This is a genomic window from Streptomyces sp. NPDC021224 (assembly GCF_044332905.1).
Classification (GTDB): Bacteria; Actinomycetota; Actinomycetes; order Streptomycetales; family Streptomycetaceae; genus Actinacidiphila.
In genome coordinates, this window is sequence record NZ_JBIRPW010000017.1 from 137,376 (window position 1) to 150,261 (window position 12,886).

A 12,886-nucleotide genomic window follows, 5' to 3' on the forward strand; every position below is an offset into this window, starting at 1 on the left:
GCCGGACCACCGGCCCCGGGCCGCAGGTCAGAGCAGCGCGGACACCGTGCCCGCGCCGACCGTGCGGCCGCCCTCGCGGATGGCGAAGCCGAGTCCCGGCTCCAGCGGCAGGGCGCGGCCGAGGGAGACGGTGACCTCGGCGGTGTCGCCGGGCATCGCCATCGGCACGTCGCCGAGGTCCACGTCGCCGACCACGTCCGCGGTGCGGATGTAGAACTGCGGGCGGTAGCCGGAGGTGACCGGCGTGTGCCGGCCGCCCTCGGCCGCGGGCACGACGTAGACGCGCGCGGTGAAGCGGCGGTGCGGGGTGACGCTGCCCGGCGCCACGACGACGTCGCCGCGCCGCACCTGCCCGCGCTGCACCCCGCGCAGCAGCAGCGCCACGTTGTCGCCCGCCTGCGCGGAGCCCATCGGCTTGCCGAAGGTCTCCAGACCGGTGACGACGCTGGTGACCGGCTCCCCCGCCGCCGTGTGCAACTCGACCCGGTCGCCGGGCGCGATCGTGCCGCGCTCGACCGCACCGGTCACGACGGTGCCGCGCCCGGTGATGGTCAGCACGTTCTCGACCGACAGCAGGAACGGCGCGTCGGTGTACCGCACCGGCACGGGCACGTAGGCGTCGACCGCGTCCAGCAGCTCGCCGATCGCGTCCGTCCAGCGCGGGTCGCCCTCCAGGGCGCGCAGCCCCGACACCCGTACGACCGGCACCTCGTCGCCCGGGAAGCCGTGCGCACCCAGCAGTTCGCGCACCTCCAGTTCGACCAGGTCGGTCAGCTCCGGGTCTCCCGCGTCGGCCTTGTTGAGCGCGACGACGACGTACTCGACCCCGATCTGCCGGGCCAGCAGCACGTGCTCGGCGGTCTGCGGCATGACGCCGTCGAGCGCCGAGACGACCAGGATGGCGCCGTCGAGCTGCGCCGCGCCGGTGATCATGTTCTTGACGTAGTCGGCGTGGCCGGGCATGTCGACGTGCGCGTAGTGCCGCGCCGCCGTCTCGTACTCGACGTGCGCGATGCTGATGGTGATGCCGCGGGCCGCCTCCTCCGGCGCCCGGTCGATCCGGTCGAACGGCACGAACGTGCCCGTGCCGCGGTCGGCCAGGACCTTGGTGATGGCCGCGGTGAGGGTGGTCTTGCCGTGGTCGACGTGGCCCATCGTGCCGATGTTGAGGTGCGGCTTGGTGCGCACGTACGCCTGCTTGGACATGACGGTGTCTCCTCCTGGGACGCCGGGTGAGTCGGGAACCCCTGGCCGGTCCGACCCTCCCCGTGCGGGGTCCCACCGGACATCGGTCCGGGGAGGGTCAGCGTCGGGCGCCGTCGAAGGATGCGTTCGCGTTCCGGCCGGCCGGGGCGGCGTTCGCGCCCGCGGCCGGGCAGGCGGCCTTCGACGCCGCGACCGCTGCCGCGGTGGCGTCTGCGAGGAAGGCGAGCCGGAACATGCCCCGATCATGGCCCGCGGCCCCGCCCCGCGTCGAAGGGTTTTCGCCGCCGTCGTCCCTGCCGTCCCGTCAGCGGCGGCGCCCCTGCTCCCACTCCCGGACGGGGATCCGGCTGATCTCCAGCACCTCCCCGAGCGTCCCCCACTCGTCCTTGCCCAACCGCGTCAGCGGCCGCAGCCGGTGGACGTCCGGATGCCCGTCCACCAGCACCGCCTCCGACACCGCCGCGTGCACGACCCGCCCGAACACCACGGTGGAATCCCCCAGCCGCACGGTGCTGTGCAGTTGGCACTCCAGCGCCACGGGTGAAGCCGCCACCCGTGGCGGCTTCACCCGCGCGCTGGGCTCCCGCGCGATCCCCACCTCGTCGAACTCGCTCACGCCGTGCGGGAAGTCCGTCCCCGTCGCGTTGATCTCCTCGAAGAGGTGCTCGGGCGCGAGATTGACCACGAACTCCCCCGTCTCCTCGACGTTGCGCAGCGAGTCCTTCCGCCCGACGGAGGTGAACTGCACGACGGGCGGATCGACGCAGGCGACGGTGAAGAAGCTGTGCGGCGCGAGGTTGTCGCAAGAGCCGTCCGCGGTGGTCGTGGACACCCAGGCAATGGGCCTGGGGACCACGGTCGCCGTGAGGAGCCTGTAGAACGCGTTCCGGCCGAGCTGCTCAGGATCGAAGTCGATTCGCATGCGCCCCAGTATCCCGGCGGGCACGCACGGGCCAGACGACGGATCGCGGCACGGCCGGACCCGGTGTTCTCCGGAAAGTGCGCTGCCGGACGGCACGGACACCGGGGCCGGGCCGCACGAGCACGCCCCCGGCGTCGTCAGGTGCGGAGCGTGTCGTCCGCCTCCGGCTCGTAGTCGAACCAGTCGAAGGCGACGGTGCCGTCCAGCGCGTACATGCCGATGACGCGGCCGGTGAAGCCGGTGGCGACCTCGGTGGACAGGTAGCGTCCCTCCAGTTCGGCCAGCGGCGCGGCACCGGGGGTCGCCGGGTCCTGCGTCCAGAAGGCGAGGGTGTCCGGGCCGGTCGGCTCGATGCCGGCGAACTCCGGGGACGGCGGGACGATGTCCGTGGTGCGGACGGTGATCGCGAGGGTGAGCGGGCCGGGCTCCACCGCGCACCGGGCGACGGTCTGGCGCAGCGGGCCGATCCGAGCGACGACGCCGACCTGCCCGTCGGCGACCTCCAGGTCGTAGTGGTGGGCCTCGTCCATGCGCACGCTCAGGCCGCCGCGCCCGGTGCCCGGGTCGAGTCGGACGGTGACGCGGCACTCGTGGTGCTGCTGGCGGCGACCGACGAAGGTGTAGCCGGGGTGGTCCAGAGTGCCGCCGGTGGCGTTGAGGGTGAGCCACCCGGGGCGTTCTGCCAGCGACCAGGAGGTGTCGGGGCGGGCGTACGGGGAGATCCAGTGCGGCGCGAGCCGGGGCGCGTCGAAGTCGTCCCGGGCGGGCAGAGCGGGGACGGGGTGCCAGGCGCCGCCGGGCGCGGTGTGCCGTTCGGGGACCGGGTCCATGACGGGCCAGCCGTCCGCGTCCCACTCGACAGGGGCGAGGAACGTCTCACGGCCGAGCACCTGGAAGTTGGGGGTGTAGCCGCGGGGCCTCGTGCCGAGCAGCACCATCCACCAGCTGCCGTCCGCAGCGGTGACCAGATCGCCGTGGCCCGTGCTCTGGACGGGGTGGTCGGTGGCGCTGTGGGACAGCAGCGGGTTGCCCGGCGCGCCCTCCCACGGGCCGCGCGGGGAACGTGCCCGCGCGACGGACACGGCATGGCCGCGTTCGGTGCCCCCCTCGGCGATGAGCAGGTACCACCAGTCGCCGATACGGTACAGATGCGGGGCCTCGGGCCACTTCAGGCCGGTCCCGGACCACGTCGGGAACGGGCCCTCCAGCACCTCGCCCCTGACCGGGTCGATCCGGGCGAGGTGGATGCCCGGCACGGTGAACGCCGCCCAGCAGGTGCCGTCCTCCTCCCAGGCCAGGTCCGGGTCGATGCCGGGCAGGTCGATCCACACCGGGTCCGACCACGGGCCCTCCGGGCGCTCGGCGCTCACGATGAAGTTGCCGCCGCCGCTGACATTGGTGTTGATCACCCAGAAGCGGCCGTCGTGGTGGCGGATCGTGGGCGCGTACAGGCCACGGGAGGCCATGGCCCCGGGGACGGGCAGCGGCAGCTGGCCCGGGCGGTCGAGCACATTGCCGATCTGCCGCCAGTGGACCAGGTCCCGGCTGTGGAAGAGGGGCAGACCCGGGACGTACTCGAAGCTGGAGCACACGAGGTAGTAGTCGTCGCCCACGCGGCACACGCTCGGATCGGGGTGGAACCCGCTGATCACGGGGTTGTCGTACATGTGCACGGGGCGAATCCCTTTCGCGTACCAGGACCGGGCGGGCGTCCGTGCGCCGGTTCCCGGGCAAGGCCGGGCGGCGCACGAATCCTGCGAGGCACAAAGGTGAGCGCTAACAATCGGCTCTCGATCACACGCGCGAAGCGCGTGGCTCCTCGGGAACCTAAGACCATCGGCCCGGTGGCGTCAACAGCCGGCGTGTCGTGGCTGTCACCTGCACCGACTCGTCGGGCCACGGATTCCACAGCCGAAAGGTTTCGCTCATGCGGCCCGCTCAGGGCAGGGTGCTGATTCGGTAGACGGTCGTCGATCGGTAGGTGTCCCCGGGGCAGAGTATCGGGGAGGGGTAGTCGGGCCTGCTCGGTGCGTCGGGGAAGTGCTGTGTCTCGAGCGCGATGCCACCGAACCGCAGGATCGGACGGCCGTTCAGGTCGGCGACGGAGCCGTCGAAGTGGTTGCCCGTGTACACCTGGAGTCCGGGCTCCGTCGTCAGGCATTCCACCCGGCGACCGGACGCAGGATGCGTCAGGACGGCTGCGGGAGCTCTCGTGCCGGGCGTGCGCGGCCTCAGGACCCAGTTGTGGTCGAAGCCCCGACCGGCCATGCGTACCTCGTCGTGCCCGGTCTCCAGCGCACGGCGCAGCCGCGTCGGCTCCCTCAGGTCGAAGGGGGTCCGCTCCACCGGTTCGGGCGGTCCGGGCAGCGGCAGCAGACGGGGATCCACACGCGTGTACCGGTCCGCACCGATCTGGAGCTCGTGGTCCAGTACCGTCTCGTCGGTGCCGCCTGCCAGGTTCCAGTAGGCGTGGTTCGTGAGGTTGACCACCGTGACGGCGTCGCTCGTCGCGGTGTAGTCGATGGCGAGGTCCCCCTCGTCCCCGAGGGTGTAGGTGACCGTGGCCTCCAGGCGGCCCGGGAAGCCCTGATCGCCCGCGGGGCTGGTCAGGCGGAACTCGACCCCGGCCCGGGCCCCGTCGCCGACCGGGCGAGCCGACCACGTCCGCAGGTCGAACGCTTCCGCCCCGCCGTGCAGCGTGTTCCCGTCCTCGTTGGCGCTCAGCTTGTGCGTACGTCCCCGAAGCTCCAGCACGGCGCCGCCGATGCGGTTCGCGTAGCGTCCGACGGTGGCGCCGAGATACCGGGCACTGCCGAACCGGTCCGCGATGCGCAAGGGGCTGACGACCGCTTCGGCGACTCTCCCGGAGCGGTCAGGGCACCGTACGGAGTGCAGGCTCGCACCGAGGTCCAGCAGTTCGACGGTGATCGGACCGTTCGCGAGCAGCCAGTGTTCGACGGGCCGCCCCTCGGGCAGCGCCCCGGCAGCCGAGCGCGTGACAGTGGTCATGATGCTCCGTAGGCGTGCGGACGAGTGTGCTCAGGAAGGAGTGCTGCTGCTGCGGACTATCAGGCGGGGGTCGATGACGACCCGCTCGTCGTTCGCCGTCCCGGTCGACTCCAGCCGGCTCACCAGCAGCCGGATGCTGGCCTGGCCGACCGCGGCGAAGTCCTGCCGTACGGTCGTGAGCGGCGGCGCGAAGAACTCCGCCTCCGGGATGTCGTCGAAACCCGCGATGGCCACCTGGCCGGGCACGGACAGGCCCGCCTCACGGAAGGCCCGCAGCACGCCGAGCGCCATCTGGTCGTTGGCCACGAAAACCGCGGTCACCTCGGGCCCACGACGGCGTGCCCCGTTCACGGCCACCTGGCCCGCCAGCTCCTGGCCGGCACGGTACCCGGAAAGCGGCGTCCAGTCACCGACGAGCGGCGGGGGTACTTCGACGCCCGCCTCCTCCAGGACGTCGCGCCAGCCGCGGACGCGGGCCTCGGCCTCCAGCCAGTCCGACGGGCCGGCCACGTGCCAGACGGTCCCGTGCCCGGCGTTGAGCAGGTGGTTGGTGACCAGGCGGGCACCCAGGTCCTGATCGACGGACACGCCCGGGATCGGCAGCGAGTGCCCGCCCTCCACGGTCACCACCGGGAACGGCAGCCGCAGCTCGGCCAGGGCCGCGACCGCCGCCCGGTGGGGGACGATCACCACGATGCCCTCCACCCCCCAGTCACTGAGATGGTCGATCGCCTCGGAGAGGGCCTTGGCGCTGTAGCGCCGCAGCGTGACCGCCGAGACCATGAACCCCTCGTCCCGTGCGGCCTCCTCCAGTCCGAACAGCATGCTGGCCGGCCCGAACAGTGTCGGGTTGCACGCCACCACACCCAGCGTCAGGGTGCGCCGTGTCACCAGTGCACGTGCCGAGGAGTTCCGGCGGTAACCCAGCTCCTCGATCGCCCGCTGCACGCCGACCCGCGTCGACTCGCGCACGTTGGGGTGGTTGCTCAGCACTCTCGAAACCGTCTGGTGCGACACCCCGGCGCGCTGGGCCACGTCCGCCATGGTGGGTGCACGACGCGGTCCTGAGGACATCGGCGCAGTGTGGGACATGGTTCTCCGATCGGCGTCGGCGTCAATGTGAGCGCTCACAGACAGGTGCGTCAAACCAGGTGCCACGGGAGGTCGGGGCGACCCCGGTCGGACTCGTCACCGGTGCACGCACCCGCCGGTGCACGCGCCCGGACCCTCGGTGCGCAACACGCTGCGCAAGGGTTTTCGTCGATGCGGGCCGCGGGCGACCGGAGTGGAGCCTGCGCTCAGCGCGGGCTGAGGCGCCAGAGGTGGTCGGCCGTACCGTTGTCCTCCCACTGGAGCACCTGGGCGCCGCTGCTGCTGCTCATGTTCTGCACACCGAGCAGCAGGCCGCTGTTGCTGTTGGCGATCTTGTAGTAGCCGTTTGCGTCGGGCGTCAGCCGCCACAGGTGGTCGGCGGTACCGCTGTCACCCCAGACGAGGGCGGTGCCACCGTTCGACGTGCTCATGTTGGAAATGCCGAGGACGAGGCCGGACTGGCTGCGGATCTTGTACAGGCCGGAGCCGGCGGACGCCAGCGTCCACTTCTGCGTGGCCGAACTGTTGGGCGTGGCCTGGTCGACGAGGGTGCCCTGCCCCGTGGCCTCGTTCTGGGTGTCCAGGGCCAGGCCGCTGTTCTTGTTGGCGATCTGGTACGTGCCGTCCAGGGTGGAACCGCCGCCGCTCGACGGGGTGATCACCAGGTGGTAGCCGTAGGCGCTGTTCATGGAGAGGGGAACGGTGAGGCTGCCGTTGCTCACTGCGTAGTCCGACTCCGACACGGTGGTGGGGCCGGAGACCGCGACCGTACGCCCGGGTGAGGGCGTGTACTCGACCTTGACGTGGGCGGTGGAGCCGAAGGCGGACAGTGCGTTCAGACCGTTGACGGTGACCGCCGAATCGCCGGAGCCGCCGCCGACGACCACGTCGACCTCGTTCCCCGCGCTGTTGCGCGAGGCCGCGCCGTCGATCCCGGTCTGGGCGGGAGGCGTGGTGACGAGCATCGAACCGCTCATGTCGGCGTACCACTTGTAGAGCCAGTACGCGCCGTTGGGGCTGCCGCCCTGGCCGGTGAGCAGGTCGCCGAGGGCTCCGGACTGGTTCCAGAAGGCGAGTTCGGCGTCGTGCACGCCCAGCCGCTCGAACTTGGCGATGTAGCCCACGAGAGCGCCGGGGACGCCGACCTCGGAGGGAGCGGCGTACTCCTCGATCGCGATCGGCCGCGGGCTGATGCCGTACTTGCTCTCCAGGGCGGTGACGGTGGCGATGTCACCGGCGATCTTCGAGGAGCGCGAGAGCTCGTGCCAGGCGATGATGTCCGGCACGGTGCCGGTGGCCACCGCGTTCTTCAGGAAGTTGTCCATGTCGCTGATGTTGTCCGAGAAGCTCGGGCCCTGGATCGGCGTCGTGGAGTCCTTGGAGCGGATCTCGCGGTACGTGCGGGTCCAGAAGTCCTCGAAGGTGCCGTTGGAGGAGAGCCAGGTGTTGTCGGACTCGTTCCACGGTGCGTACGCGGCCAGGTTGGTGATGCCGGAGGCCTTGGTCTGCGCGATCTGGTCGTCGACGACGGAGAACCAGTTGTTCCAGCTGAACTGGTAGGGCCAGCCCGCGTAGTAGTCGGAGAGCCGGTTGACGACCTTCGCACCGGCGCGCGCCGCCTTCGGCGCCACGGTGAGCACGTCGCCGGTGCCCTGCTGACGGCCGCCCTGCGGCTTCTGGACGAAGGTGTTCGGCTTGATGGCCTGCACCAGGCTGTCGGACGGGGTGGTGGCGTTCGCCAGTCCGTAGAGGCTGCCGGTGGCGACGTGGGTGACAGGCCGCAGCACCTGGTTGGCGCTGACCACCAGGGTCGTGGAGGGAGAGGCCGCGGCCTGTGCGGGCGCGCCGGTGAACGCCGTCGAGGTCACGGCCACCACCGCGACTCCGAGGCCGAGCACGCCTACCGGCCGGCGGCCGTGCTGACGCTGCGTGGATCCACGCATGAGGAAGACACCCTTCCGGGGAAGTGGGGGGAAGCGCACGGCCGCTGCCGGGCGCGGCGACGGTCGGACCGCCCGTCAGACGGCCCGCCGATCGTGGGGTTGCCCGATGCCGTTGCGCAAATGGGCAACCCTTTGTTCACCGCACAACGTAGGTGTGACTCCCCCGGCCGGTCAAGGGAGCGTGCAGGATCGCGCACACCGCCGTTTTCCTCCGGGGCGGTCAGACCCCGCTGATCGTCCACTGGTTGTTGGTGCTGGAGTTCGGTGCCCACATCACCGTGGTGGAACCGGCGGCGGTGCTGCCCGCACCGTCGAGGGCGGTGCCGGTCCCGCGGTTGACGATCTGGTAGCGGCCGCTCCCCACGCTGACGAGGGACCACTGCTGGTTGTTGCCACCGTTCCACGCCGTCTGCCGGGCGGGGGCGCCGTTGGAGGCGTCACCCCAGCTGTCGGCGACCATTCCGTTCGTGCGGTTGACGATGCGGTAGTAGCCGCTGCCCAGGTCCACCAGCTGCCACTGGAGGTTGCTGCTCCCGTCGTAGTTCCACTGCTTGAGGTTGGAGCCGGAAGCGACGCTGCCGCCGCTGTCCAGCACCAGCCCGGTGGTGGCGTTGGCGATCTTCACGTACCCGCTCCCGGTGCCGCCCGCGCCCAGCGCGGGGATCTGGCCGGAGAAGGTCAGCTTGACGGTGTAGGCCAGCGCGCTGAAGGGCGCGTTCGAGGAGGGCATGGACAGGTGCAGGCCAGAGCTGTCCTGGGCCGGTGCGGGCAGGTCGATGTAGCTTCCCGCGCTGTTGCCCAGCAGTTGGGCTCTGGTGAGGCTGCCGATGGCGAACCGGTTGGAGTTGAGTGAGGCGATGGTCATCGTGCCGCCCTGCCAGCCCAGGGATGTGGCGTACAGGACCCGGTTGTCCTGGCTGCGGGTGAAGCGGACGTCCTTCGCCACGCCGGCCACGGGTCCGCTGAAGGATCCGCCGCCCATCGCGGTCGGGCCCTCGCCGTAACTGGACCAGGAGCGCGTGCCGTACACGGCCTCCCCGAAGCGGCCGAGCCAGTCCCCCATTCCGCGCAGCACGGTCTGCTGGCCGGAGGGGATGGTGCCGTCGGCCATGGGGGCGATGTTCAGCAGCATGGTGCCGCCCTTGGCGGTGCGGTCGATCAGCGCGTGCAGCAGTGCCTGCGTCGAGTAGTAGCCGATGCCCGCGGTGTAGCACCAGCTGGACGAGGAGATGCTGTCGTCGGTGAGCCAGTAGGGCGTCATGAGCCCCGCCGGACCGCCGCGCTCGAAGTCGAAGACCTCGCCCTTGTTGTCCAGGCCGTCCTTGTACGTCGCGGCGACGTCCTTGTTCCATGCCACGGCCTTGTTGTAGTAGTACGCCAGGAACTGCAGCCGGTAGGACTCCTGCACCAGGCCCAGGTCGAAGTCCTGCCAGATCAGGTCGGGCTGGTAGCCGTCGATGACCTCGACCAGCTTGCTGTACCAGAGCTGGTTCTCCGCGGCGGTCCCCTGCTGGCCGAAGAGGATGCGCAGCGTCGGGTCCGACTGGGACGGCACGTGGTCGTAGTAGCCGTTGAAGTGGTAGGCGTGGTGCAGGGACGCCATGAACTTCAGGCCCTGGCCGCGGATGGCCTGGGCGTGCTGCGCCACGAGATCGAGCTTGGGACCGTGCCGTACCGAATTCCACGGGTTGGACGCGCTGTTCCACATGGAGAAGCCGTCGTGGTGCTCGGCCACGGGCCCGGCGAACCTGGCCCCCGCGTCCTTGAACAGCGCCGCCCATGCGGCCGGGTCCCAGTTGCCGCCCTGCGAGACCGGCTTGGGGGCGAACTGCACGAAGTTGCCGGCCTTGTCACGTGCGCCGTCGATGAAGTTGTTGTACGGCCACACCGACGGGTCGCCGTAGGTGGCGATGTGGTGCTGGTTCTCGGCCGAGCCGCCGATGTACATGTTGCGCGGGTACCACTCGTTCCCGAACGCGGGAACGCTGAAGACGCCCCAGTGGTAGTAGATCCCGAATTTCGCGTCCTGGAACCAGGCCGGGGCCGGGGGGTGCTGGTCCACCGAGGACCAGCTGGCGCTGTAGCTGCCGGGCCCGTCCGTCGCGGCGGCTTCGGGAGCGAACCGCAGTAGTCCGAAAGCCGTCGCCGCACCGGCCGCCGCCAGCAGGTTGCGCCGACTGACTGGGGAAGAGGAAGACATGCCGAGCCTCTCGGGTTGGTTGTCGAGGTCATCTCGCTGGTCGGGGAGCCGTCCGGCCGCATCCCCGATCAGCTGCGTGTCCACTTCTGGTTGTTGGCCCCGGTGCACGTCCACAGCTCCAGCAGGGTGCCGTTGCCCGATGCGTTGCCCGTGGCGTCCAGGCACAGACCGGACTGCACACCGGTGATGGTGCCGTTCGCGTTGACCGTCCACTGCTGGTTGCTGCCGCCGTTGCAGGTCCAGATGTCCACCTTCGTACCGGGAGCCGTGCCCGCACCGGACGCGTCGAGGCAGTCGCCGCCGTAGACCCGCAGCTCGTGGGAGGACGTGCTGGTCCACTGCTGGTTGCTGCCGCCGTTGCAGTCCCACAGCTCCACCTGGGTACCGGCCGTCTGTGACTGGTTCGGCACGTCCACGCACCTGCCGGAGGCGACGCCGACGATCGTGGACGTGGTGCCGCCGTTGCCACCACCGCTGCCGGGGGTGACGGACAGGTTGTCGAACTGCGCAGTCTCGGTCTGCCCGGTCTGGTAGCCGACCTGCCCGCCGGCGAAGGAGTAGTCGTTCACGGAGCCGACCGCCGCACCGTCGATCACCGCGGAGACGGTCGAACCGGCGAAGGTGAGACCCAGGGTGTGCCACCGGTTGGTGCCCAGCGCCGCGATCGTGCCGTGGGCCAGCGTGGAGACGTTTCCGTTGGTGCTCGAACTCAGGATCGACCACGCTCCCGCATCGGTCACCCGCAGGTGGTAGGCGTTCAGGCCGCCGGTGGTGGTGTAGTCCTGCGAGTTGGCGCGGCCGAGCAGGTCGGCGTATCCGGACTGTTCCAGCAGCACGTCGGAGGAGACGGTGTAGTTGCTCCAGCCCACGTCACCGAGCAGGGCGTGCGGATCGGACAGCGCGTCCCAGGTGATCGGCTTCTGCGGACTCATCTGACGCACGCACGTCCCGCTGCGGCCGCCGCCGCAGGCGGTCGTCTCGAACGCCCCCTGCCAGTCCATGAGGTACTTCGCCTCGGTTCCGGCCGGGTAGCTGTCGAAGCTGTCGCCGTAGGGCAGCCCCAGCGAGCCCTGGGCCGGGCCGGTGGCGGTCCCCTTGCCCTGGCCGGTCGTGGTGGTCAGGGTGTAGACGCGGCCGGGCTGCACGGTGACGCTGAAGCTGCCGCCGGACGGGGTGACGTCCTCGGAGTGCACGAAGTAGTCCGCCGGACTGCTGGAGTTGAGGTTGGTCGACCACACGTGCACGGTCCCCGTGGACAGCCCTCCGCCGACGGTGAAGTTCAGGGTCTGGGCGCTGCCTGCGTCCACCGTCTCGATGACCGTGGAGTAGTCGGAGTTGTCGGTGGACTTCAGCGACACGTAGCTGCCGTTGCTGCGGCTGCCGCCGATGTAGCCGCTCGACGAGTCGAGGTACTTCCAGCCCGGGGCGGTGAACTGGCTGGTCTGCGCCATCACCCAGGCGTTCTTGCCGATCGAGTAGGAACCGGACCACGGCTGGGAGGCCAGGGCGAGTCCCATGGTGGGATACGGCAGGTTGGGCGTGACCGCGGCGACGACGGGCCAGTTGAGGTAGGCCGTCATCTTCCCGTCGATGTAGCCGCGGTTGATGCCGCGCGCCATCGCCTGGGCGCCGCCGTTGTAGTCGTCGGAGCCGTTCTCGCTCGCCCACAGCTGTTTGCCGGACGAGAGGGCGGCTGCCGGGACACTGCAGTTGGACTGGGACGACCGGTACCCGCAGGGGTAGTGCGTGCCGATGGCACCTACCGATGCGGCGAACGCGGCGTTGGAGTCGATGTCGTTGGCGATGGTCCAGTCGGAGTCCGCTCCGACGATCTCGACGCCCGCATAGCCGTTGCTGTTGAGCGCGCTGCGCAGCTGCTCGTACCACGAGACGTTGTAGCCACGCTCGTTCCAGCCGCCGAGGTAGTCGATCGTCAGCCCGTGCTGCTTGGCGCAGCCCAGCCAGGAGACCAGGTAGTTGACCATGTCCGTGGACCAGAAGTTGCCGTTGCCGATCCAGCCGGGCGCGCCCCAGGCCAGTCCGTACAGCTTGATGTTCGGATTGCGCGCCTTGGCCTGTGCCATCAGCCACCATTCGTAGCCGCGGTTGCAGTTCAGGTCGGACCGGGTGTGCTGGTGGCTGGGCTCCGCGCCGGAGGTGGAGTTGGTGTCGCCGCCGATCTCGGCCTTGAGGATCTGCAGGGAGGCGCCGTAGCCGGGCTTGAACAGGTAGTCCAGGATCTGGCCCCGCTGGGGTTCGGGGTAGTCGATCAGGAGCCGGCTGTTGCCGCCGCCGCCGCTGATGGCGCCGACGCCGTCGAAGGTCCGGCCGCCGGAGGCGCCGTTGATCGTGATGGAGGTCGCGGCCTGGGCCGGTGACGCGGCCGTGCCCACGATGCCGCCGCCGGCGAGGAGGAGGCCCAGGAGTACGACGGTCGAGGCTCGCATGCGCCGGAACAACAGGCGGAGTGCTGTCACTGTGCATTCCTTTCGCAGGGTGGGGGTCTCCTGCGGC

General features: G+C 70.4%; 9 protein-coding genes. All 9 read right to left on the minus strand.

Features of this window, described 5'->3' with window-relative positions:
- Positions 1–27: 27 nt before the first annotated feature.
- On the minus strand, positions 28–1,206 hold the full coding sequence (tuf, locus tag ACH4PY_RS31005; protein ID WP_398190422.1) for an elongation factor Tu: 1,179 nt from the start codon (positions 1,204–1,206) through the stop codon (positions 28–30).
- A 97-nt stretch (positions 1,207–1,303) separates the two neighbouring features.
- On the minus strand, positions 1,304–1,441 hold the full coding sequence (locus tag ACH4PY_RS31010; RefSeq protein WP_398190426.1) for a hypothetical protein: 138 nt from the start codon (positions 1,439–1,441) through the stop codon (positions 1,304–1,306).
- Positions 1,442–1,510: 69 nt separating this feature from the next.
- On the minus strand, positions 1,511–2,128 hold the full coding sequence (locus tag ACH4PY_RS31015) for a flavin reductase family protein (protein ID WP_398190429.1): 618 nt from the start codon (positions 2,126–2,128) through the stop codon (positions 1,511–1,513).
- A gap of 137 nt (positions 2,129–2,265) precedes the next feature.
- Positions 2,266–3,801, minus strand: a complete 1,536-nt coding sequence (locus ACH4PY_RS31020) for a glycoside hydrolase family 43 protein (RefSeq protein ID WP_398190432.1) — start codon at positions 3,799–3,801, stop codon at positions 2,266–2,268.
- A 265-nt stretch (positions 3,802–4,066) separates the two neighbouring features.
- The gene (locus ACH4PY_RS31025) at positions 4,067–5,137 is read right to left on the minus strand and encodes an aldose epimerase family protein (RefSeq protein ID WP_398190435.1); all 1,071 of its coding nucleotides are present in this window, start codon (positions 5,135–5,137) and stop codon (positions 4,067–4,069) included.
- Between the two features lie 30 nt (positions 5,138–5,167).
- The gene (locus ACH4PY_RS31030; protein ID WP_398190438.1) at positions 5,168–6,211 is read right to left on the minus strand and encodes a LacI family DNA-binding transcriptional regulator; all 1,044 of its coding nucleotides are present in this window, start codon (positions 6,209–6,211) and stop codon (positions 5,168–5,170) included.
- 224 nt (positions 6,212–6,435) lie between these two features.
- On the minus strand, positions 6,436–8,172 hold the full coding sequence (locus tag ACH4PY_RS31035; RefSeq protein ID WP_398190442.1) for an RICIN domain-containing protein: 1,737 nt from the start codon (positions 8,170–8,172) through the stop codon (positions 6,436–6,438).
- A gap of 220 nt (positions 8,173–8,392) precedes the next feature.
- A complete protein-coding gene (locus ACH4PY_RS31040; RefSeq protein WP_398190445.1) occupies positions 8,393–10,372 on the minus strand; it encodes an alpha-L-fucosidase in 1,980 nt (659 codons plus the stop codon).
- Between the two features lie 68 nt (positions 10,373–10,440).
- Positions 10,441–12,819 carry a ricin-type beta-trefoil lectin domain protein gene (locus ACH4PY_RS31045; protein ID WP_398190454.1) on the minus strand — a complete coding sequence of 793 codons (2,379 nt, stop codon included), beginning with the start codon at positions 12,817–12,819 and terminating at the stop codon, positions 10,441–10,443.
- Between the last annotated feature and the right edge of the window lie 67 nt (positions 12,820–12,886).